Source organism: Halarchaeum nitratireducens (assembly GCF_017874695.1).
GTDB lineage: Archaea > Halobacteriota > Halobacteria > Halobacteriales > Halobacteriaceae > Halarchaeum > Halarchaeum nitratireducens.
This window is the reverse complement of sequence record NZ_JAGIKY010000010.1, coordinates 74,968-97,693: the sequence shown is the minus strand read 5'-3', so window position 1 is coordinate 97,693 and position 22,726 is coordinate 74,968. Positions and strand designations below refer to the sequence as shown.

The window sequence follows — 22,726 nt, the reverse complement described above, 5'->3', positions numbered from 1 at the left end:
CCCAACGCCCAGAGCAATCATCTAAGCTGCTTCACTTCTCCATAGTCAACTATTCTCAAACCTTCCCATTTCAAGAATTCATTCAATTCATCTATAATTTGTTCTCTGTTTTCATCACTTCCAACATAATTCCTAGGATGGGCTAACTTCTCAATTACAGACACTATGTTAGATGGGTCCTCGTTATTAAGTTCTTTCAACTTTTCAAATATTGTATTTTTTCTTGCACCCTCAAGGTCTATCCCTCTTTCTTTAGCCTCTACTGGAAATGTTGCAATATACTCGTGTATGCTACCCTCTTTCGCATCATCCCAATCGATCTCAAAATTAATTCGCTCAAAGAGCTGTTTAATTTCTGTCCCTTTCTTAGTTCTCCCGATGACGTCGGCGATATAGTCTAGGGTCTCAGGATCGAATTTCTCTAAATCATCGCTTGAGATTGGTTGTGTACTATTCTTTAAAATCTCTTGGTAGAGTTCTTCAGCAACTTCAGAGACAGAAGATGAGTTTCCAGAGATTAGATATCGTTTGCCTAACAATGTATGATGTGACTGCACCTCCGTTGGTGAAATTTCATAACAAATAGGAAGTATGACTTTATTCGATTCGGATACATCCCGTTGAATTAATGAATTTAATTCCTCTTGTGTCCAACTCTTTTCAAAGAATGCTTCAGAAAGTACGACAATACCATAGTCAGAATTGTTTAAACCGCGTTCTATTTCGCTCGGTATATGATCACCGACAGAGAGTTCAAAATCATCATACCATACGTTCAATCCCAAGTTCTCTAACTCATTAGCGAGCGGTTCAGCAAAATCCTCTTTGTCTTCACCTGCGTGGCTTATGAATGCATCCCACATATTTGAGCTATATGCTACTTTGCCGTTCTATGAGTTAAATATTCGTTAGTGGGAGAGACATATCCTGCGTTATTTATCATAACCTCAATAGTAAGTGAGATAGAGAAGTTCAGATGATCTATCTCTCAGCGCATAATGCGAGTCAACCTCACAGCCAAGCAGACTGGCGTCCAAAGCAGGACACAAACGACAGTGGTTTTTACAATACATCAACTAAACAATATGAGCTAATAACCTAAGACACTGATACGATAGAGATGACTACCCAACAGGCGGGAGAATATCAGCTTTTAATTGTTCTATGAAATCATATTAGTCGATCAGGACTATCTGATACACAAGTTTACACCCGATAGTTAATGCGGTCACACGAACAACCGGTAAGTACGACGCGAACAGCGATGGCCACAGAGAGTACATTCGAGGAGGACGTCATCCACCTCTGGCGAACGCTCCGCTCCGTCGTCCTCGCACTCGTATTCATATTCAGCGCGATCATTACCAGTCTCATCGTCGGCTATGTGGGCATCGTCGTTCTCGATCAGGCCTCCCCAGTTGCCCAGCAGTCAGAGACGGCACGCTTTCTCGCTTCCGTCGCATTTAGTGAACTCGGATACGCGATCTTTGTCGGTGGTCTCCTCTACTGGAAAGCGGACCTCCTCCCCACAGGCCTTCGCTTCCGTCGTCCGACCCGCCGCGACGCTCGCTGGATACTCGGCGGCATTCTCGTGATGATTGTCACCGAATACGTACTCACGTCCCTCTTCGCGTTTTTCAACGCTCCAACCGCACAGAACGCGGCCGCGATCGAGGCCATCAAACACGCCTCCCTCCCTATGTTCGGCGGGCTCATCGTCGTATCCCTTCTCATCACTGGACCCTGCGAGGAAATCCTGTTTCGCGGCCTCATTCAAGGGTATCTCCGCAGGTACTTCTCGGCCATCGGAGCAATACTCCTCGCCAGCCTCTTTTTTGCGAGCGTACATCTCTTCGCCCTGCAGGATTCTTTGAGCGGCATCCGAAACGTCCTCCTCTCACTCTTTGCGCTATCACTCATCCTCGGCTTCGCCTACGAGCGTACCGACTCACTCTTCGTCCCGATCCTCATTCACGGTAGCTATAACGCTATCCTCTTCGCCAATCTCGGCCTCACTAACCTCTACTAACGGCCGTCCCGGTCTCACCCAAGCCATCCCTCTGCTCACACCTATTCTACCGGTATTTTTTAATATCGGATATACGACGAGTGGGCTATGCGTTTCGCATTAGCAGAAGCGAACTGGGGAGACGACGACGGCACCACGTCGCTCGCAATCGTCACGCCAACAAACCTCGATCGGCCCTCAGAGTACGGCCGGGCCGCAACGGGCTATCAAACCGCTGAAGTCGGCTACGAATTCGACTCCACATACGATCCAACCGTCAACGACCACCCCGATCCGACTCCCGTCATCTTCTACCCCAACGAACTCCGCGACATCATTACGGAAGTCCGGAATACGCTCCCCGTTGATCCATTCTCACCCGCGAACTTCGATGTTCTCGTCGACTGGGCTGACGACCAAGAGGGTGGAGAAGGACTTCTCGCGGAGATCGGTACAAACGAAAAGGGAAAATGGTGTAAGCAGCTCAAGATGCTCCGAAACGACGGCGGCCACCCCTATCTCAAAGTCCAGCGCGGCGCCCACCACACCTGGCTCCGCGGATCGCCAACCCTCGGTCGCAAAGAGTTCGAGGGCGTCTTCGGAAACGCCACCGTCATCTAACCACTAGGATCAGTCCCCCTTCGGATTGACAGGCGCGATATACTCGTTCTTCCAAGTATCACCGTCCCGCCATTGCCAATAATAATACCTGTATCCCTGTTTCGGCTCTTTCACCGTGATGTAGGCCCCTGTAGCGGGGACATCATCGTAGTCGTCGGGATCCATCGAAACACCCTGCTCCTCGAGGTCTTCGACGACATCATCGTCGACAGCATCCTCGGGAGCAGTATCTGGAGATGCAGGTGGTTGCTCCCGCTTCCAATCGGCGAGAGCCTGTGCGTAGTCAGCCAAGTCCTCCAGCTCCTCGACCGATAATTCGTCCACTGCGTCTCGAACGTGTGCCGGAAGGTTAGGTCCAGAAGGGCGCTCAGTGTCGTCCGTCATTAGTTACCCCACGGAGGGGCATATCCATAACTATTGTGGGGTAACTTGTGGTGAGCACTCTCCGGTTGCTTTCTCACCCCCACAGGAGGTGGAGGTAACTACGGATGTCTACCCACCAGATCACCCCGGCGGACGAGCACCTCCCACCGCTCGAACTTCCCCCAGGCGCACTCGACGCATCGCACCCTGACTATGAGAACACCACGGGTAGTGACCCACCGGAGATCGAACCGATCGAGCACCGCATCCGTCTCGACATCATCGAGGCTGGCGGGCTCTTATCTCACGACACCCACGCTCCCACCCCGCCCGCCCGGCAGTACATCCAGAAAACGCTTGTCGATACTTACGAAAGCGAACGCCGGTTCTTTCCCTCCTACGACGGCCTCGATAACTTCCTGGGCGAGGCTCCTGCATTCCTCACAGGTGAGCTCGAACCACATTACCGCGAGCTCGAACAGATTCGCGCCGATCGCCGAAAGTGGTACACGGAGCTCATCCCGAAAAATCTCGACACTATTCAAGGAACATCCGACTCCCTCCTCCCCCTCCACGCAAACACTTTCCACGGAGTCGTCATCGTCGACGCGAACACCGATCCAATCGGGTATGCCGACGGACACGACCTCGATGTAGACGATGTCATTCGGGAAGCCCAGCTCGATAACCACATCCTGCCCTCCGAATACGGGATCACTCTCCCGGCGCCGCTCCTCGTCGGGGAATTCGCCAGCGTGTCCACTTACGCGTTCCTTCCCTGGTCGGACGCCGTCGTCTGTGGCTGTCCCTACAAGCAGACGAACAAGTGGGCGGTGATGTGCAAACACGAGCTCGCGGCTGCGTCCCGTCTCGCCAACGCCCACGAAGAGGACCTTGACGCCAAGTACGTTCTCCCAATCGACATCGGTGTTGACATCCCGCAGCGCGCCCGCCGGTTCGTCAGTCCGACTGTCGTTGCCACCCACACGCCCCGGAAGCAACGGTGATCACGATGACGCCCTCCATCGCAGACTCGGGGAGCCACCCCCAACTGCAGTGGCTTACGCGCGGGTCGCCCGCGATTACGCTCACTGAAGCTCTCCACAACGCTATCCCCGTCGAGGTCCTCGACAACACCGTTGTCGACGCCAACGCCTACTACCACGTCGCGACAGACACTCTCATCGTCGCCCAATTCGATACCGTCCAGACAGTCTTGGAACGAGACGGTGCCCCCCTCCGCTGCCCACACGACAACGACCCCGCTTCCTGCCCGGCCTGTTCCACTCAAGACGACACGTCCGAATGCGATTCACTCGACGGCACCGACCACCACCCACACGACCCGTCACCAGCCTGCTTGTGAGTCCCGATGTCTCGCGGACTTCACACGTTCGAAGATAGCTTACCCAAGCACCCCACTCCTCCTGACTATGCAGATCGACACAGTCACTCTCACCAAGATCCAGACGTATCGCGTTACCGCCGACCCGGTCGTCGCGAGTAACCACCCCGCCGGCGCCGCCAACCTCGAGGACGGTATCCACGAGGAACGCCGCGCACTCGTTGAGGACACTCCGACAGGTGAGCGTGTACCCATCGCAACGTGGGGCGAGCTCGCGGCACTCTGTTCGACGGCCTCCCTCACGCACGCCGCATTCACCAACGCGGAGTTCGTCAGCCTCTACCAGTACGCCTTCCGCCAATACCTCGACGGGATCGCCGGCAATGACCAGGAAGTGGACGCGATGCTTCCCTCGAACTTCCCGATCCTCCCCTCAGACGACGAAATTCGCGATAGAGCCCGTGACCTCCGCGAAGCGCTCAAGCGCGATCGCGACCGCTGGTTCACCGAGCACGTCAATGAACTCGACATCGAAACCGACGGTGTCCCGACGGCATTCTGGCTCCACGATTCCACGACAACGGCAGCAGAATTTCTCGCCGAATGGTTCGCAGCCGGTGAGGTCTCTAACCAGCTTCTTCGGAGTCTCGCGAGTCTTCCCGGACAGACTCCAGGAGAGAACCCCAAGACAGCCGAAAGTACAGCCACTCAGACAATCGATGAGAGTGACCCGGCACAGGCCGGTATCGATATGTTCTGACCGACTCTATGAAATCACCAGAATTTGATGGTTTTTCACCGCCGTCAATACACACAGGGGGACTCACTTACCGGTAAAGAGGCCCAATCTATCTGTCTCTTGTTAGGAGACGCATAGAGAGGATGAATTCAGCAAGCTATTAGTTGGGTATAGTCGTTTTGAGCCTTCGAAAGAGGTTCTATAAGTTGTGAGTGACTAGCGCACTGTATGGAGTACTGTCGGTGAGCCTCTCACCAGTTGGGGGTTTCAATCAGACTCATCAACTGTAAGCAATGCTCCAAATTCTGCTGAGGCCTCGATCTCAGAGTAATACCATATCTGTATCCAGACCGATTGCAGGCGGTTTCTTATCTCCTCATCCGTCATTTCCTCGAATCCTTGCGGGTCTTCATCTTTTAACAAGTCACGAGTGACCTCTTCAATATCAACAAAGACTGTATTTCTGTCACGCTGGTATTCACTAACTTCCAGAGGTCCTCCATTTCCAGCTAGCACCAAGCCATCGAAAGCTCTAGTAGATCCACGATAAATCGGAATCGACTCGCCGTCGTCATACGAGAACCCGCCAAGCACATCTTCATCTTCACCGACTTCCTCTACAAAGTAGTCACTTCTCCTAAGACTGTTAGAAGCCCTAAACCCATTAATTACGATCGCCTTCGGCCTCGTTCCCTTCTCATCTAATCTAGAACATACCTCTTCAATTTCGTCGGGGAGTAGCTCATGTGACTGAACCATAATTTGTGATAGGTTGTCCTGTGTTTGCTCAATCCAGTGTTCAATAATAGAGTTCACATGATTCTGTGTCTGTTGATCCACATTATGGACAAATTCCGCAGGTGGATCGGGAATAAACGCACCTTTCGGATAAGATATCCTTGTGCCAAATCCTTCTACCTCTCCATCGTATTCACGTGCTTTCAGCCACCCAAGATCATCTAATACCTCTCGAAGATCGAACCGGTCTTCAAACCCAGAAATGTAGCTTTCCTTGAAGTTGGATACTTTCTCAGGATCCAGATCTGACTCAATAATGTAATCTTCTTCTCTACGTTCCAGGATTTCTTGCATTTGATTATGAAGGGCCAGGAAGACCTCCTTCTTGTACTCTAATTCCTCTATCTCCGATTCTGCAACCCCGGTTTTAGACAATTCTTCCGTGGAAACACTTTCAATCGTTTCCCCTAAATCAGGATAGCTTGGTTTCGCAATATCGATATCGGCCATCGGATTGTCTCCTTCATCTAAATCTTCTAATTCATATCCTTCAGCATCTAGGAAGAGAAGACCCATAGCACAGAAGAACTCCTGTAACCACGTAAAGACAGCAGGCTGACTCACTTGAACTCCCTTGAAAACGTCTGAGTCCTCCGATTCCCACCTGAATAGGTCAAGGCGGGGATCGGTTAATATCTGGAAATATACCTCTGCCAACTTGTTAAAACTGTATCCCTTGATAGATTCGCTGAACATGACCTGGAAAACTGACTCAGGAAGGTTACCTGACTGAACCTCCCTGTAGGCCCAAGCAGCAGCGACAAACCGTGTTTCCTCAAACTCAGACTGAAACCCTTCCACTTTCTCTTGCTGCATCTCCAGCATCTCTAACCGGCTTTTTAACCGATCCAATTCTGGCTGACCCTGTATTTCCCTATATCTGGACTGGAATCCCTTCACCAAGTCTTGCTCCCTCTCCAAGAACTCTAATCGATTTTCTAAATTCTCCCAATTCTCTGCTCTCTCTAATTCATCAATCCTTCTTCTCAGCTCGTAGATCTCAGATTCAGGCCGGACCATCACAAAATCGTCGTCACCCATATTCCACACGTTATTGAACGTCTGCGAGTCACCTTCCTCAACGGAAAGACGAAGAATATCTTCTAACGTTTCGTAGAAACTCTCGATATCAGAACTCACTCGCTCAACCTCTTCGACTGTGTTGGTACGGCCAAGAGCCGCGGTCAACATAGTCAAAATATTATTCATCGAACTCAGAAGACCACTCACAAGACTGTAATCAACGGAGGGCTTGGAGAAAAGAATGCGATAATATGAGGCATACAAACCAATCGATTTCTCGAACAAGTAGTTCTCTCCTTGGCGGTGGTATGCCAGCGAGAGGCGAAAAATCTCAGCTCGAACTGTGTTGATCAAGTCAGAGCTCCCAGTCTCCCCGGCGGCCTCCATTATCTGGTAGAACTCACGGTAAATGTGATCCACCAGATCCGAAATCGGAGGAGGAGTGACCCCATAGTCTTCGATCACTTCCCGGTTGAGAGTGGTACCATACTGAAGAAGGTCTACGTACAGCTCAAGGTATTTCTCCAGACCAGAGGGATTCAAATTGCTAATCGCATTTCTCGTACTCGCACCAATCTGATCTAAATTCCTCTCCATCAAGCGATTGCCAGACTTCCAAGGCCTATCATCACTACAATAAACGGCTTCAGATAGGCCTTCAGCAAGCCCTCGGGGGACTTCTACAGGATTCACGTTTGTCCCATCGACCGCGACAACATCAACACCCGGTTGCAGCTCTGCTCCAAGATCTAAGTTGAGTACCAACGCCGATCCCCCGGCTTCATCAAATAAATCGCCGTACTCTCGACATACTTCGTTCAACTTCTTCAAATCGATGTCAGCGATATACCCGTCTAAACCGAGTTCTTGAGCCATGAAGACACGGCCATCCCTGTTAGTTCCCGTTCTCACAAAATCAGGCAGACTACCCTTAAGCAAGTTTTTCGAAATGGATTGACGGTCTTCCTCCTTTAGCTGAAGATCAATACCGCGCTGAACCTGCTCCACCGACATTTCGTCCATTGGGTCAAAGAAGATCAACCTCGCAACCCGGTAATACACATATCCAATTCCCAACACAGTGCCTGCAAAGCTGAAAAATGTCGCATCTACAAATAATGGATCCACCTCTTCTGGCGTATGATAGAAATAGAGGTATGCAATAAGCCCGGATGAAGCCAACGTGAAATATATCACCGGCATAATCCGCGAAGATGCAAAGAACTCCTGCACCACGCCTTCACGGTACTCTGTCCGGGAAATCTGCTCCAACAAGAAAATCAAGACAATAAAACTGAGACTGGCAACCGTCAACTGAGCCTGCCAACCTGGCCTAATTAAACCCGTCTGAACCAAATCAGCCATTGGGAGTCCCAAATACGCCAGCGAAAACACGACGATAAATCCAAGCGGAATAACCCAAAGAAAGCTCCAGTACGTCAATATCGACTTCCTGCTCTGAACCAAATTCTTCAACAACCAACGGTAGCCTCTAGACCTGATCTCCTCCCAAAGAGTCTTCAACCGTAGCGAGTTCCACGGGAACAAGAATCCAGGATGTCTACGATACAAAGAATCAACGACCGGCCTAACGAAGAAGTAGACAATAGAGATGAGAAAACCTACCAGAATTAGGCCGGACAAGATCGAATACAACCCTACCGCCCCCAGGTCAACCATCGGGTGATAATTCAAATTTTGGATTATTAATACCTGTGACTACATCCAGATTTCTATGGCCCCACATTCTTGTCGTTACGGAGAGCCGGGCAGAGTTCCTTGATAAAATTCTCCTCCCGGTCAGTCACAAGTTCCTGATGATTCCGTACCACTCTGTGAATAAGGTATATTTTGCTAACCAATATCTCTCTGAGCTCTCTATGCTGTGACCGATACGCGCGCTGTATCTCGCACGGCTACTGGAACATCTCTCGGAACTGGTACGCTAAGACAGAGCCGTTGAAGCCAGTCTCGGAACATAGTCGGTCGGTTTTTTTCTCCTACTCGGCTTTGCACGTTGAAGTAGGAGCGTGACGTAGGCAGTGGCAAGGACGGATGATGCCGATTACGGATTTCTTGTCGTGTACGCGTGTATTCGACGAGTTCGAGTCACTGTCTCCAGCCCAACGTCATCACGCCAAAACCTACGCCACCGGTCTTGTTGCGGCCAGCAACAAGACCGTGGCGGGCATCGCACGTGAAGTCCTTCCAGCCAACAGCAAACGCGCCCTCAACAAGTTCCTCACCGAGTACGACTGGGACGAACAGGAGTTCAACCACGAACGCCTTGAGGAACTTCAGAAACACGGCGAAACACGCTGGTCAACGGATGGCTACATCATCCTCGACGACACGATCACCGAGAAAGCCGGGGACGAAGTCCCCGGCGTCGGCCACTTCTACGATCACGCCGAAGGTGACACCGTCTGGGGCCAAGATCTCATCTACGCCTTCTACGCTGACGACAAAACCGCTTACCCGCTCACCTTCCGCCTCTACGAAAAGCAAGACGAGGATGACCAAGACCACGACACCAAGTACGACCTCGCCCGCGAGATCGTCACCGAACTCGAAGAAGAGGTAGGTGTGCCTGCGGACACCTACCTCTTCGACTCGTGGTTCGCTCACGATTCTGGCCTTCCTGAACACATCGAATCCTACGGCAAGGACTGGATCGGCCCGCTCCGGAGCAATCGACAGGTGACTTACGCCGGCAAAGAGCTCCGCGTCGATGCGCTGGAAGAGCGCATCGACACGGTTGAGCGCGATATTGACGACGAAACCTATCACATCTGGACGAAGAAGCTTCCCGTCTCCCAGTTGGGAGACGTGAAGCTGGTCATCGCAGAGAAAGAGACCGACGGAGACGAAGAGAACCCGATCAAGTACCTCGCTACGAACAAGATCGACGCACCAACCGCCCACATCATTCGCTCCTACGGGATGCGCTGGCGCATCGAGACGTTCTTCGAGGACTCGAAGCAGGATCTCGGCTTGGGAGACTGCGAGATGCAGACCGACGAAGGTGCCAGTCGCCACTGGCACCTTCTCATGGCTGCCTACAGTCTCGTTCGTCTTGATCCCGATTCGAGCGCCTTGGGGACGGTTCGCTCGAAAGCGTCATCGCTCCGAGCGAACCTCGAATATTCTCTGAAAGAAGCCGTGTACAACCTTCTCTCGTGGGTTCGGGACAACGATGACCGAGGCGTTGATGATCTCATGAAAGAGATCGACCACCTCTTCGTTCACTCAACAGCTGACGCTAACGTGCAAAGCTGAGTCTCCTACTGAGATCGAGAGCGGTTTCATGCCTACACAGTCACCCACGACGACCGAGACGGCGTACTCTGCGTTCGTGCGTCGGTACGGTTTCCCCGGCCCGGAACGTCACACCATCTCCCATCCCCGCTCAACTAGGTGGACGAGTCGATGAGTATCTCGCCGGCGCATCCATCGGTCGAGTCCGCCAACGACCCCGTCTCCCCTACGGGCGAACGGATTCAGCTCAGTGACCTCTCGGATATCTACGAACACGGGGCGCTCGCTCTCATCGGGTGTGGGGCCGCAAAGCGCAACCCAACCGACGAAAACGACCTCCGCCTAGCCTCGGTCGGTTCCGACGAGTCCTTCGGCCCCGACTGGATGGACGAAACCGGGCCCGCGTGGAAGGCTCGCGATCTCTACTCCTCGACCTATTTCCGCCTGAAGAAGCAGTTCGCCAGACGCATCGCCAGCGTCGAGGGCGGCCGAGAGCAGAGAGGTGATCGTCTACTACCATCGAGAAGGTGCTCACGAAGGTCAGCGACCTACGGGAAGCACGACCGCAGACGGTCTCGAAGTGACCACTGAAACATATCCATACCTTGTCGTCAAAGCGTGGCGAGGCAGCGGGAACGCTACCGTCGCGCTCGCCCCGTGGGACTATGCACACGAAGATGAGATGGTCGACATCCGAAATCCACCCGGCGGGTGCGGACTCGACATCGCACTGACGATCGCTCGCAACTATGCTGCCGCCTAATCGGCGATGACACCGATCCGCCTGCCGTCGGGCAAGCAAACCTCACAGCGTGGACACAGTAGTTTACCATCCATACACTGTACAACACACCCCTCACCGAGAATTTCTCACCCTCCACGAAGAGTGGAGGTTCCATCGATAGATGCACCAACTTATCCGCGTACTTGTTCCCGGTACCACTCAAGACGACGCCCTCGACCGCGCTCACAGCGCCCTCGACAAACTCGTCGGTGTCGGCATCGATACTGCCAGTGTCTACGACTACTACGGAACCTTCGATCAGGCGGACTCGCGTTACAAGCCGCACGTCGTGAACGTCATCAATGACGGCAGCTCTGAGACCGTCGACGAGACAACAGTCCCCCCAGCGTTCCCACTCGACAGCGAGGAGGGACAAACACTCCTCGATGACGCGCTCGAGGAACAAACAGAGGAGTTCCGAGATACGTTGTCGAGATTCCAGTCGAAAGTCGACGATCTCTCTGTTGAGGACGTTATGAACAACGTCGACGGAGTACGATTCCACTTAGGACAGCTCGCCGAACGTCGAGGACCGTCGGTGTACATCTACAACGAATATGGAGGCGGTCTCGTATCACCGAAGGCCGTCGACGAATACATCGATCGCCTACAGAACGCCTCGTCGGGTACTGCCGGCGGCGACGGTGACGCCGCAGCGGCCACAAAAGAAGATGAGCAGACACCCCGGGGATGGCTCGTCCCCGCCGACGTCCATTTCTAGCGCTTTATGACGAGTGAATCACAGCTCTTCGAGACGCTTAACGACCCGAATCGGATAGCCTTCCGGGTGGAGCTCCCTGACGGGAAATCAACAGCGTTTGCGACGACTGGACGGACCGACGTTGCAGTCGGCGAGCGATACTGGAATTCCTACGATGGCGAACTATACCGCGTCACGATCGTCGACGACACGACGGTTGAAGCAGTTATCGAATTCGGCTGTGGGGATATCCCCCGATCAGTCTCCTTCGACTGTGAGTGGTTTACTCCAGACGGTAACTCGCTCCACCACATCGCTCCGCAGACCGAGTAACCGCCATCACTCTATCGGCTCACCAGTATGTCAGCACTTGCTTTCCCCGTTCGCGACGGTTCGGAACCAGCACCTCTTGACCATTCCTCGCTGGCCAGCAACAAACCAACCGAACTCGCATCGACGATCCGCGCCGGCGACCACATCTTCGAGCGAACCGTTATCGATTCTCGAAATCGGTTCCCCATTCCCGAGGTGAAGGCTGTTTACCGACGTCGCGTCATCACTAACGTTGAGCTCACTCGGGAAGGACGTTCATTGTCTGTCAACTTCCAAGAACGGCTCCCTGCCGATGAGTCGATGGTCGTAGCGCTCCATTCGAGTGATCCCGAGTGGCGTACATACCCGCCAGCGGGAATGCCGGATTTCCCACGACTGGGCGTCGAACCTGATGAAAAACCGGACTGGAGGGTCTCATATTGGGAACCCGACCGTGTCACGCCGCCACCTCTCGAGGACGTCACCGACCTCACAGTCCACCGCGTTTGTGGACGAGGGAGTCGGCGACTCGTCAATCACCTTCTTATCGGTGGTCCGGACGGCCGCATCGACCACCGCCTCAGCGGTGTCGCGAAATGGAAGGCCGGATTCATCGCTACCCACGAGGGGCATCCGTACTCAGTGGCGGTGCTCGCGCAGCCGTACACGTACAGCTACGACGGGGCTCGTGAAGAGCTGTACGTTACACGGCTTGCGAATCACCCGAATCGCCCACCGAATACGTCGAGTTGGATGCTTGCGCGTCTTCGAGACTGGGCACGTGAGCATACCGAGCGAGAGCGGCTCATCGCGATCGCCGGCGTCGACGACAACACTGGCGTCTGCTACCAAGCCGCTGGCTTCGAACTCGATCGAATCAAAACCGTCTCGAGTACTGATTGGGAGAACCGTGAAGGACGTACTGTCCCCCGTCGCGACGAGTGGACGAAACGAAGGTACGTCTCATCAGTATAACATCTAATTTGTCAGGCGAACCGTTTCAGCGAGGATTTAGAGATATCTCCGAATCGAGTATCCTCCATTACGATATCAAGAATAGCCTCAGGATTGTGGAGTAACCGATGAGAGTTGTGGCGGCCACCGCCTTTTCCCATATTCACCTCTTTAGTTTCGATTACCTGGCTGAGTTGCATCTCATCGAGAATATCCCGGAACCGCCGTATCCCGATTGTGTCCATATCTATCGCGTTAGTGATCTGCTGGTACGCATCGTAGAGTTCACCTGTGATGATGTAATCATCACGCGAGTAAAGTGACTTAGCAGCGATCGAGAGACAAGCCGCTTTCATTTGAGTGGGGGTTCCCTGGAGGAAGTCGCGGAATCGATCCTTTTCAAGTGCGTCTTGGGCTCTTCGCACGTGGTCTTCTTCGACCATGTCAGCACCCTCACGATCGGCTAGCTCTCCTGCGGTCCTGAATAACCGCATTGCTTTCCGTGCATCTCCGTGTTCCTGGGCTGAGAAAGCCGCGACAAGGGGAATAACCTCACCAGTTAGAACACCATCACGGAATGCGTCATCACGCCCTCGAAGAATCTCTTGAATTTGATTTGCGTTATATGGGTCGAAGTTGAGTTCTTGGGTCTGGAAGGCACTCTTGGTGCGTGGGTTCAGTTCGTCGAAGAAGTTGATTTGATTACTTATTGCAATAATTCCTATTTGACACGACGTATCATTCGATTCGACGGCCTTCGCGAGACTCATCAGAACGTGGTCGCTCTTGAGAAGGTCGACTTCGTCAAGAATGATGATAGCCGAATCGTAGTGATCGAGAATCTGCCAGAGCCGTTTGTAGAACTTGTCTTTCGGAAGCCCGGTATCGGGCATTTTCACGATGTCCTCATCCTCGTCATAGATAACCTCGTCGTTCAGCTGTTGCCCGATTGTCGAGATGACTTGGACTTCAGTTGAGGATTTCGAACAGTCTAGATACGTATGGCCTATTCGGATATCATCAACCGCTGCATTGACAGCTCGCCGAGTGACGTATCGGGAGACGAGAGATTTTCCCGTTCCTGTCTTCCCGGTAATTGAGATGTGATTTGGGGCGCCACCATAGACAGCATCGTTCAGACAGCTACTGATAGTAGAAATATAGTCATCACGTCCGACAATCCGATCCCCATCAGGTACCCAACCGACACGGACCATCTCTTTATTCTGGAAAACTCCCTGCCGTTGAGAAAAGAGCGGGTCGTCTACCTTGAATTGTTGACCGTCCCCGTCGCTTGATGGCGGTTTTCCATTCTCGTCTGGACTCCCCTTCGGTTCCGATGTTTGGACGCGAGATTGGTCGTCTTGACCGTCTGAAGACGTAGAATCCAAATCTCGACTTTCATCGGAAGTCGAGGTGCCGTTTGACATAGAGGCACCGACGAAACCCGATTACTTAAAAGTATTCCCACCTCGACTTCCGACGTAAATCTACAGGCGGAGCAGGCCGAGTGCCTCGGGGCTTAGACCCCGAGGTGAAGGCCGTAAGCCCTGCTAAACAATCCTCCTTCGGACACGTCATCTACCAACACGTATAAGTATATCCGAGGGATATACACGAGTATGGCGAACCGATTTAAAATCGACGGCGAGGAAGTTCTCGACGGTGAGGTCAAGCCGTTCGGGAACAGCGCCCACGTCACCGTCCCGAAACGCTGGCGTGGGGCTGACGTGAAAGTCGTCCGCACCTCTGAACCTACCGAACAAGACGACGAATGACCAACGAACAGGCTCTCGTCAAGACGCTGGACTTCCAACTCGACATCCAGAGTGACAACGAGAGCCTGCTGTACGACGCCACCCTCGAAACACGCTCGGTGTACAACGAAACCATCCGCCTCGCCAAACAAGGCGTGGACTGGGACGCGATCCCCGACCGCGTGGCCGACGACGCCAACCTTGTGAAAAACACGACACAACGTGTCGTCGCCAAGGCTCTCGGCGCGATGGAGAACTACTACGAGTACGACGACTTCGACCTACCGAGCCACACCAAGGACGGCGTGTACCCGCTTCGTGCGAACTACGAGGAGGGGTACAACCTGTCGCTCACCGACGACGGCGACGTGACGTTCCGCATCAGCGCGAAACCCTACAAGCACGTTAAGGGCGTTCTCGAAGGCGACGACGCCCACCTCGACGTTCTCAAGACCGCGCTCACGAGTGACGAGTGGAAGATTGGGACGGCGGAAGCCCTGTTCCACAACGACAACCCCGAGTTGCACGTCAACGTCACCGACACCGAACAGACCGTTCGAGACAAGCACGACTCGCGGACGGTCATCGGTGTGGACGTGAACGAAGACAACGTAGCGTTGACCGCTCTGTCCGAGGATGGCGTCAAGGACTCGTTGGTTATCGACTTTCCCGAGATCAAGTTCGAGCGCCACCGCTACTTCACGATGCGGAAGCGCGTGCAGAACGCGGGGAAGTCGAGTATGCACGACACGTTGGAAGGGCGTGAGAAACGGTTTGTCCGTGACCGACTCCACAAGGTGTCTCGACACATCGTAGAGTGGAGCCGTCAGTTCGAGAAGCCGTGCATCGTCTTTGAAGACCTCAAAGAGATGCGCGACAGTATCGACTACGGCACGCGGATGAACCGACGCTTGCACCACCTTCCCTTCCGCGCCCTTCAATACTACACGTCGTACAAGGCGGCGTTCGAGGGGATTCCGACTGGATGGATTGACCCGTACAAGACGAGTCAGCGGTGTCCGCTGTGCGGGCATACGGAGCGTGCGAATCGACACAAGAAGCGGTTCAAGTGTCGGTCGTGCGGGAATCAAGACCACAGCGACCGTGGTGCAAGCGTCAACATCGCCGTGAAAGGCATCGAGAAGCATCAGGATTGGAATGTGCCTACTCTCAACACCCTTCCCCAAGTGCGGAAGGTGCGACGGCAGGCATCGGGGGCCGTGGACGCCCCGACCGTGACCCACGACACCGTTCGAGGCTATTCGACCGATGGTGTCGCGGGAGTGTCCGGCTAACCCACGGGAAGCCTCGGGGCTTGACCCCGAGGCGGTTCACTGGAAGGACTACCTCGATCTTCGAACAATCACGGAACCCAACACACACACACCCCTTCGGTTCCGTCGTTACCGATGAACGTGTACCCCCCACGGGAAGAATAGGTACAATCACGGTTTAGAGGATAGAACGCGTCTCTACGGTGTTTCTGGACGTTCCAACCCGTTACCGAGCTTCGTCTCGAACGTACCAGTCGCTCCGCTTCTTCATTTCTAGTATTTCGTCCCGCGGAGTTGTTCAAGCTGTATTGTAATAAAGCTAGGGTGAAATAACTCAACTTTTATATATTCTTATCGTGGGACAGAATACAGACGACTCATGCTATTCTCAGTCTAGTTACCGCTTTTCGCGGCCGCTAACGTCGGAACTGGTGGGGTGTGGGTCCGTCATCGTGATCTTGAGCTGCGCTGCCCTTGTCTATCTAACGTCGGAACCGAAGGGGTGTGGGTCCGTCATCGAGTAGTGATAGGATTTTCCCGAGACCAATTCTCGTCTCTAATCTGTCCGTGGTATCCTGAAGTATTCATTCTTGACGAGGGTTCTGGAGCTTTTCTTCCGTCTTTTGGTTCCACTCATCCCGCTCTTACTCTCATCAAAGAGAGCAAATTCGCACGCTAACGTCGGAACTGGTGGGGTGTCCCCTCCCGAGATCTGGAGACTTCATACGATTTGTCCCTCGTTTACGACGGAAGTCCAGGGGTGACCCCATTGCGATAACGCCGGAACCACTGGGGTGTTTTTCGCCTCGACTTACGACGGAACTGGTGGGGTGTCCCCTCTCTGGATTTTTCTCCCCACGTTGAACTGAGGCAATTTGTCGATGGCTTCCATCGCTGACCCGAGTACATACGAACCAATCACCGAGCATCTCGATGAAGTCCACCAGAAAACGGGCCTTCGCACATACGACATCTTCACGAACTGGCTAAACTTCATCGTCACCGCTCTTAGTCGAAACGACGACGACTACCTTGAACTCGTTCACGACCTCACAGATCGTCTCCACGATGACGACGATCTCACCAGAGATGTTCTCGAGACCTATGGGACTGCACTCGGAGCCCTCGTCAATACAATGGAAGAAACGACTGTTCCGGGATACCCGCACTCGGCGGAACTCCTCGGTGGGATTTACGAATACTACGGAGCTAACAGTGATGCCTTCGGCCAGCACTTCACACCCCAGAATATCGCCATCGCGAAGGCTCATATGCTCTTCAGCACCCCCGAAGGCATTCGTGATGCCTCTCAGGAGGACCCTATCACGATCAGCGATCCGGCGTGCGGGAGTGGTCGACTCCCGTTCCACGCTGTCCAGCAGCTCCGTCACATCTCACCTAACACGCCCACCGTTGTCGTTGCACGCGACATCGACAAGACGTGCGCTCATATGGCCGTCATCAACTTTGCACTCCACGCCATCCCCGCGTACGTCGTCCACGGAAACTCCCTCACCTACGAGACGTGGCACGTTTGGCGAATAAACCATCCCACGCGAATCCTTACCGACTCAACCGCCAACGGGGTTATCACCGAACTTGACCCCGACAACGTACCCATCAAAACGGACTTTGAGGAGGCCGATGGCTCCGCTCAGGACGACACCAACAACGATAGCGACCTCTCTGAAGGAAACGTTGAGGACGCCGTCACGATCGATGCTCCCGATACCATCGAGAACGTCACGCTTGACGCCTTCAGCGAATAACTATCTGTATTCCACACTCCACAATGTCCGTTGTTCTCCAATCCGAGGCGAACCGGCGTCAAGCCCTTCGAGAACTCTTCCAGGCCCTCGAGGACAACGCGACGCCGCCACGGGGTCTCGCACAAACCAAGTCTGGCGTCGTAGCTGCGATCGGGCCCGCACCGATGACCACCCGTGCGTGGTTCCTCGAGCGATACCCTCATCTCAAGGCCAGCGAAGAAACCGCCGAAGCGCAGGTCTATCGAGCGTACTGCTTCGACCCGACTCACACCCGAAAACCAACTACGGATCCCCGCGATCACATCCAAGGGAATTTCGTAGACGATCAGCTCGTCACCTGTCAAGTGTTCGTCCTTGATCTTCCTGCTACCAACTTCGAAAATTGTACGAGACTGGACGCAATCCTCCGGATCGCCAGCGAGCAATTCACTCCTATCATCCGTGACGGGCGACGTGTCCTTGAGAAGACGATTGTTGGCTCCGCTCGAGACGTCCACGCACTCTATCAGCGCACTCGATATCAACCAGCTTGCGACCCATCGACGGATATGTGAACTACACTGCTACCTCGATAGGAACGACGACTACACGCTCGCTCGCGTCGACGACTAGCCAGTTCACGTTGGTCATTCGTAACATTACGGAGTTCTCACGATGCCATCGAATTCCCAATCCCAACTCGATGCGTTCACGACGACCGAAGAATCGACATCCGGCCACTCAACAAATACTCCCGCAGTAACATCGACGACTGAGAAGTCTGAAGCGACCCACTCCACAGCGGAAACACCGCTAAACGATTTCTACGAAAATGTCCACAGGGTCTTCGAGGAAACATATCCGTCGGCACTGTTGAACGTCGATCAGGTTATGGCGCTCACTCCGGATCATAACGTCTTCTGTACATCTGACCTTCCTGATGAGCTCAAAGTCGCCCCAGCCCGTATCGGTCAGTGGGAACTCGATTACCACGACGATACGACCATCACCTACCGAGCCTCGGGACGTGCCTTCGACGAACGATGGGGACAAGGCGGGTCGATTGTCCGACACCGTATCTATCTGAACGACTCCGGAGCGAACCGCGACGGGATGTGGCACTATATGACCGAACTCGTGACCGGCTACGGGAACCCCTCACAGGTTCGGAAGGCAGACACCAGCGATAAGGCGCGACTTTCTGGGATACGCGGCCACAGCGTCCAGAACAACGACGGCGACTACGGCGTCTCCGGAGGGACGAACGCACGTATTGAAGACATCAAGACCGCAGTCGCGACGGTCGTTGCCCAACTCCATACAGAGCCCTCCACAATCCGAACGCACCTCCCTGACACCGACGACCTGGAGTGGACGCTGTCCAAATACGGCCTCAGGACGGCTACTTACGAGCGGCTGGCACCAAACGAAACAGATTACGACTACTTGCGTCTCACCGCAACGCAGGATCGCGTCTACCTCAAGGGGCTCAAAGAGAACGAGTCATCAGCTCAACACGACAGCGTACCTGTCCCCATACCTGATTCGATCCCGCCCGGCTGTGCTACTCAGACCGAGCGAGCGACCACCGTTGTTGCCTCCTCGCTTTCCCCCCTGCTCATCAAGCCAATCCTCAAACCGCCAGTCGAGGAGGTGCTTGAAGCTACCGCGCTTCCGCAGTGAGGATGAGACAGTCTCACTTCCCGGAACAGTCTTTTTCTTGCACGAAGAAGATGGAGCAACAGCTCCAGAGATGCATAGACGCGGTCATTACGGGCTCGCTCTTCTCGCCTTCTCACCGCTGGCGTTTCTCCTTACCGTTAGTCGAGCATCCGGAGAAGCCCTCTTGGGGATACTTATCGTCGCCGGCGTGGCACCGATTCCCGATATCGACCAGCGTCTCCCCTTCGTTTCGCACCGCGGTATCACGCACACCGTCTGGTTCATCATCGTCGCGTCCACGATCGCAACGGCTGTGACGTGGGCCGCGGCGCTTCAGGGAACACAATCGGTGAACGGGACGCTGTCAACAGCAAGCGCTCCGTCTCTCGTTGTTCCTGCGCTTGGCGTCGGCTTTCTCGTCGCGCTGGGGCTCACGACGCACCTCCTCGGTGACGTGATAACGCCGATGGGGATCCAACCGTTCGCCCCCGTGGACGACACGGAGTACACGTGGAATCTTACGACGTCAGCGAACAGTACGGCAAATAACGCCCTCTTCGTCGCTGGACTCGGTGCCACAGGAGCAGCTATCTATATCCCGCAGGTCCTCGCGACGATCGGCGTGTAATCGCGGCTCTAACGCGCTAATTGAGCAGGCCGTCTCTGTCAGTTACCCCACGAAATGGGCGATACCATCTCTGCGTGGGGTAACTCAGATAGATCGTCGACCGAATTTCTCTCTCCCCTCTACTGGTGGAGGAATCTACGTATGGGTAGTCTTTCTCGACACCGCGCACAGCAACGCTTCCGCAAGGCACTCGACCAGCGGCTCCAGGATACGTCGAGTCCAACCGAGACGTATTCAGCCTACGAGGAAGCCATCGAGGAGTTCATCGGATTGGCCCTCAACGCCGACGAACTCAACAAGGCAGCTTGCCGCGTCGCAACCGATCCCGACGCAATAGACTTCCCCGACTAACGCCACACTCATGTCCGAATCCGACCCGACCGACGACCGCTGGATCGACGCCCACAGCGTAACCTGCGCCATTTGTGGCTATCTCGCTGACGAACGCGAAACGAAGAACCTCTACAAAGACGACGACATACACCTTGAGGGCGAGGCACATTGGGACTGCTGGGAAACCCACGACTGCCTCGAGGGCGGCTGGCTGATTCGCGATCCCGGCCCCGACGTCGAGGCAGACATCGATCCGCAGTCCGAGACCGTTTCACTCCCTGTCGTCTGCAAGGTCTGTGGGAAGGTTTACCGGATGTGCTACGACTTCGCCGCTCTCTACGACCCAGAGGCCGATACGTTCGAGGTACCGGTACAGATCGACGACAACATCCAGGGCCTCCTCAACACCGTCAATAGACTAGCCAACAACGGACAGATCGACCCTGAAGAAGCTCAGTACCTTCGGGATAACATCATCGCGATCAAGGACCGCCTCGGACAACACCGCTCACGCGAGTAGCAGAAGGCGACATTCAGCAAAGTTCAGCACAAAGTGCATCACTCCGGTGCGACAACGTCCCCGCATCCCGGACACTCGGCCCACACGCCTTCTGTCCCATCATCTTTTTCGTATTCAACTAGAGTCCACGCAGTAGTAATACGCTCATTACAGTCCGGGCAGTGACCGAGTATCTGCGTGTCGTCGGGCATGGAAAGGGGATGGAAGGAGCGTGTGATAGTGTTCCTTCCACACGAACCTTGAATGTTGTCAAAAATGAGCTTTTAGCGGGCTTGCAGGCCGCCCACACCAGAATTTCGGGGAGACAGCCCACCAGAACCATTAATTCAGAGCCGCCGGAACAGGACAACTTATGAGTGTCCGCACAATTCTCGCTCGGTTTCTCTCCACTGGGAAGACAGAGATGGTCGTCGAGTGTCGCCAGTGCGGGACAACGTCTCTTCGGACACTGATGAATGTCCCGGGTGCGGATCGGAAGAGATTGGGTGCTATCAAATCCCGACGTGAATTTGTCACTGGCCGCATCAAGTGATCCGTCTATGACGATCGAAACCGCACACAACGCTCCCGAAGCTGTCATCGCGCCGGCTGAGGAGATCCACGACTTCCTCGCGACTCGATTCGGTCGCGACGACGTCCTCGTTGAGGTTGAGTCATCCGGCGCCGTCCAGACCACAATCCACCAGGACGCCGGCATCGAGTACCCCGGCGAATGGGACACTTTTCAAGATTTCACACCCTCATCAACCGACACCGCCTAACCCTATTGGTCCCCTCGATCACTTCAGCAGTCCCTCGGCTCCTAGCGTCTTTGTTTGCGGCCACGGGCCTGAACCGCTTATGGCAACCCTGCAAGCAACCACCGCATCGAATCATCCGACCGTCGACCCCGATGCGGTCGAGGCTATCGAAGCAATCATCGACGATTACGACTTCTACGGGAGTTTCCACTCCCTGACCATCGGCGTCGTCGAACCCGACCAGGAGGACGCCGACCCGTACCTCGAACTCTACGGGTACGTCGCCTTCGAGGTCACAAAGCCAATTTTCGACGAAGACGGGAGTGTCGTCGATCGAACAGAATACTGCACCGAGGAGTTCCTTGAACGTCTCGCTCCCCATCTTGAGGAGCAACTCGTCGTGGAGACCGTCGGATTCGAGAAGTGCCGTTTCCCGCTGCTTGCCGGCCAGTGGGTCGCTTGGCCTGATGGGACTCTTACCTACAATTCGTTCGACCACGCTCCTGAGAATCCGTCCGAGGAGTCGGCTACGGAAACTCCCGACGCACCGTCTGAATCGTCTGCGTAATCCCACACCCAGCTCATCATTATGGAACCACCAGATACAACGTCCGAGAATCAAGATACTGACGAGGACGCAGACCCAGCCGCTGAGCCGACATACATCAGTATACAGCCAGCGTGTCCAGTCTGTCAGAACTCCAAGTTCGAATCTACCGAAGAAGGGGTGCCGAACAATTTCGACACCCACTACGTCCACGTCAGATGTGCGAGATGCAAGACCCAGCTCACCATCGAGTATCGTGCCATCGATGTCTTCTGGCACGGCGGATTCGACGGCCAACATAGCGCCGTTTCGCAGGACCTCCTCAACCCTATCCAAAACGAGTACGTCGACGAAGCATCGTATGGGATACTTCCAGATAGCGACCTCCTCTCATCCCTCGACTGGCCGCTCACCTGTGACTGCGGCGAGAACCTCACGGGAAACGAGCTCGTCTCCGATCCAACCGTCCTCCCCGATCACGATGTCGACTACGATGATCCCGACTGCGAAACCATCCTCTTTCGATGCGTGAACTGCGACACCATCGTCACCGTATAGTGTCTCAGAGCGGCGGCTACAGAAAGTGCAGATAACAACAGCGAATCAAACGAA

At 54.2% G+C, this 22,726-nt stretch carries 25 protein-coding genes; 20 read left to right on the top strand and 5 right to left on the bottom strand.

The window, feature by feature from the left end:
* Positions 1–17 precede the first annotated feature (17 nt).
* Positions 18–863 carry a toll/interleukin-1 receptor domain-containing protein gene (locus tag J2754_RS10765; protein ID WP_211087421.1) on the bottom strand — a complete coding sequence of 282 codons (846 nt, stop codon included), beginning with the start codon at positions 861–863 and terminating at the stop codon, positions 18–20.
* A 401-nt stretch (positions 864–1,264) separates the two neighbouring features.
* Here J2754_RS10765 and J2754_RS10760 point away from each other — a divergent pair, with 401 nt between their 5' ends.
* Both J2754_RS10760 and J2754_RS10755 read left to right on the top strand, forming a co-directional pair.
* A complete protein-coding gene (locus tag J2754_RS10760) occupies positions 1,265–2,029 on the top strand; it encodes a CPBP family intramembrane glutamic endopeptidase (RefSeq protein WP_211087420.1) in 765 nt (254 codons plus the stop codon).
* An 87-nt stretch (positions 2,030–2,116) separates the two neighbouring features.
* Entirely contained in the window at positions 2,117–2,629 is a 513-nt protein-coding gene (locus tag J2754_RS10755) for a hypothetical protein (RefSeq protein WP_211087419.1), read from the top strand.
* Between the two features lie 9 nt (positions 2,630–2,638).
* Here J2754_RS10755 and J2754_RS10750 read toward each other — a convergent pair whose 3' ends face one another.
* Positions 2,639–3,013: a hypothetical protein gene (locus tag J2754_RS10750; protein WP_211087418.1), complete on the bottom strand. Its 375-nt coding sequence runs from the start codon at positions 3,011–3,013 to the stop codon at positions 2,639–2,641.
* A gap of 104 nt (positions 3,014–3,117) precedes the next feature.
* Here J2754_RS10750 and J2754_RS10745 point away from each other — a divergent pair, with 104 nt between their 5' ends.
* The 3 genes from J2754_RS10745 to J2754_RS10740 all read left to right on the top strand — a co-directional run bounded on the left by J2754_RS10745 (position 3,118) and on the right by J2754_RS10740 (position 5,097).
* On the top strand, positions 3,118–3,999 hold the full coding sequence (locus J2754_RS10745; RefSeq protein WP_211087417.1) for a hypothetical protein: 882 nt from the start codon (positions 3,118–3,120) through the stop codon (positions 3,997–3,999).
* A 5-nt stretch (positions 4,000–4,004) separates the two neighbouring features.
* The gene (locus J2754_RS16845) at positions 4,005–4,358 is read left to right on the top strand and encodes a hypothetical protein (protein WP_483420145.1); all 354 of its coding nucleotides are present in this window, start codon (positions 4,005–4,007) and stop codon (positions 4,356–4,358) included.
* Between the two features lie 67 nt (positions 4,359–4,425).
* On the top strand, positions 4,426–5,097 hold the full coding sequence (locus tag J2754_RS10740) for a hypothetical protein (protein WP_211087416.1): 672 nt from the start codon (positions 4,426–4,428) through the stop codon (positions 5,095–5,097).
* A 246-nt stretch (positions 5,098–5,343) separates the two neighbouring features.
* Here the strand turns inward: J2754_RS10740 and J2754_RS10735 are convergent, their stop codons facing one another.
* Entirely contained in the window at positions 5,344–8,577 is a 3,234-nt protein-coding gene (locus J2754_RS10735) for a hypothetical protein (protein ID WP_211087415.1), read from the bottom strand.
* 375 nt (positions 8,578–8,952) lie between these two features.
* On the opposite strand from J2754_RS10735, the gene J2754_RS10730 reads away from it, so the two are divergent.
* From J2754_RS10730 to J2754_RS10710, 5 genes are all read left to right on the top strand, one after another.
* The gene (locus tag J2754_RS10730) at positions 8,953–10,176 is read left to right on the top strand and encodes an IS701 family transposase (protein ID WP_211087414.1); all 1,224 of its coding nucleotides are present in this window, start codon (positions 8,953–8,955) and stop codon (positions 10,174–10,176) included.
* Between the two features lie 150 nt (positions 10,177–10,326).
* On the top strand, positions 10,327–10,746 hold the full coding sequence (locus J2754_RS10725) for a hypothetical protein (RefSeq protein WP_211087413.1): 420 nt from the start codon (positions 10,327–10,329) through the stop codon (positions 10,744–10,746).
* Between the two features lie 314 nt (positions 10,747–11,060).
* Positions 11,061–11,660, top strand: coding sequence for a DUF7995 family protein (locus J2754_RS10720; RefSeq protein WP_211087412.1), 600 nt, complete (start codon positions 11,061–11,063; stop codon positions 11,658–11,660).
* A gap of 6 nt (positions 11,661–11,666) precedes the next feature.
* The gene (locus tag J2754_RS10715) at positions 11,667–11,972 is read left to right on the top strand and encodes a hypothetical protein (protein ID WP_211087411.1); all 306 of its coding nucleotides are present in this window, start codon (positions 11,667–11,669) and stop codon (positions 11,970–11,972) included.
* Between the two features lie 27 nt (positions 11,973–11,999).
* Positions 12,000–12,926 carry a hypothetical protein gene (locus J2754_RS10710; protein ID WP_211087410.1) on the top strand — a complete coding sequence of 309 codons (927 nt, stop codon included), beginning with the start codon at positions 12,000–12,002 and terminating at the stop codon, positions 12,924–12,926.
* 11 nt (positions 12,927–12,937) lie between these two features.
* Here the strand turns inward: J2754_RS10710 and J2754_RS10705 are convergent, their stop codons facing one another.
* Complete coding sequence (locus J2754_RS10705; RefSeq protein WP_211087409.1) at positions 12,938–14,335, bottom strand: Cdc6/Cdc18 family protein; 1,398 nt, start codon at positions 14,333–14,335, stop codon at positions 12,938–12,940.
* Between the two features lie 192 nt (positions 14,336–14,527).
* Between J2754_RS10705 and J2754_RS10700 the strand changes: the two genes are divergently transcribed.
* The 7 genes from J2754_RS10700 to J2754_RS10670 all read left to right on the top strand — a co-directional run bounded on the left by J2754_RS10700 (position 14,528) and on the right by J2754_RS10670 (position 20,827).
* On the top strand, positions 14,528–14,683 hold the full coding sequence (locus tag J2754_RS10700) for a DUF2080 family transposase-associated protein (protein ID WP_211087408.1): 156 nt from the start codon (positions 14,528–14,530) through the stop codon (positions 14,681–14,683).
* Positions 14,680–15,957 (top strand): RNA-guided endonuclease InsQ/TnpB family protein, encoded by a 1,278-nt coding sequence (locus tag J2754_RS10695; protein WP_211087407.1) that lies wholly within the window; start codon positions 14,680–14,682, stop codon positions 15,955–15,957. Before J2754_RS10700 ends, J2754_RS10695 begins: the two co-directional genes overlap by 4 nt.
* 860 nt (positions 15,958–16,817) lie before the next feature.
* Entirely contained in the window at positions 16,818–17,705 is an 888-nt protein-coding gene (locus J2754_RS10690; RefSeq protein ID WP_211087406.1) for an N-6 DNA methylase, read from the top strand.
* Between the two features lie 654 nt (positions 17,706–18,359).
* The gene (locus J2754_RS10685; RefSeq protein ID WP_211087405.1) at positions 18,360–19,367 is read left to right on the top strand and encodes a hypothetical protein; all 1,008 of its coding nucleotides are present in this window, start codon (positions 18,360–18,362) and stop codon (positions 19,365–19,367) included.
* Complete coding sequence (locus J2754_RS10680; protein ID WP_123622962.1) at positions 19,342–19,974, top strand: metal-dependent hydrolase; 633 nt, start codon at positions 19,342–19,344, stop codon at positions 19,972–19,974. The genes J2754_RS10685 and J2754_RS10680 overlap by 26 nt, the downstream gene beginning before the upstream one ends.
* Positions 19,975–20,115: 141 nt before the next feature.
* Positions 20,116–20,325 carry a hypothetical protein gene (locus J2754_RS10675; RefSeq protein WP_089768651.1) on the top strand — a complete coding sequence of 70 codons (210 nt, stop codon included), beginning with the start codon at positions 20,116–20,118 and terminating at the stop codon, positions 20,323–20,325.
* Between the two features lie 10 nt (positions 20,326–20,335).
* Complete coding sequence (locus J2754_RS10670; RefSeq protein ID WP_089768523.1) at positions 20,336–20,827, top strand: hypothetical protein; 492 nt, start codon at positions 20,336–20,338, stop codon at positions 20,825–20,827.
* 38 nt (positions 20,828–20,865) lie between these two features.
* On the opposite strand, the gene J2754_RS16620 is transcribed toward J2754_RS10670, so the two are convergent.
* The gene (locus tag J2754_RS16620; protein WP_164471136.1) at positions 20,866–21,018 is read right to left on the bottom strand and encodes a DUF7837 family putative zinc-binding protein; all 153 of its coding nucleotides are present in this window, start codon (positions 21,016–21,018) and stop codon (positions 20,866–20,868) included.
* A gap of 348 nt (positions 21,019–21,366) precedes the next feature.
* Between J2754_RS16620 and J2754_RS10665 the strand changes: the two genes are divergently transcribed.
* The 3 genes from J2754_RS10665 (at position 21,367) to J2754_RS10655 (ending at position 22,672) form a co-directional block, all read left to right on the top strand.
* A complete protein-coding gene (locus J2754_RS10665) occupies positions 21,367–21,588 on the top strand; it encodes a hypothetical protein (protein ID WP_089768525.1) in 222 nt (73 codons plus the stop codon).
* Between the two features lie 79 nt (positions 21,589–21,667).
* Positions 21,668–22,135 carry a hypothetical protein gene (locus J2754_RS10660; protein ID WP_123622964.1) on the top strand — a complete coding sequence of 156 codons (468 nt, stop codon included), beginning with the start codon at positions 21,668–21,670 and terminating at the stop codon, positions 22,133–22,135.
* A 21-nt stretch (positions 22,136–22,156) separates the two neighbouring features.
* Positions 22,157–22,672: a hypothetical protein gene (locus tag J2754_RS10655; protein ID WP_156105791.1), complete on the top strand. Its 516-nt coding sequence runs from the start codon at positions 22,157–22,159 to the stop codon at positions 22,670–22,672.
* Positions 22,673–22,726 lie beyond the last annotated feature (54 nt).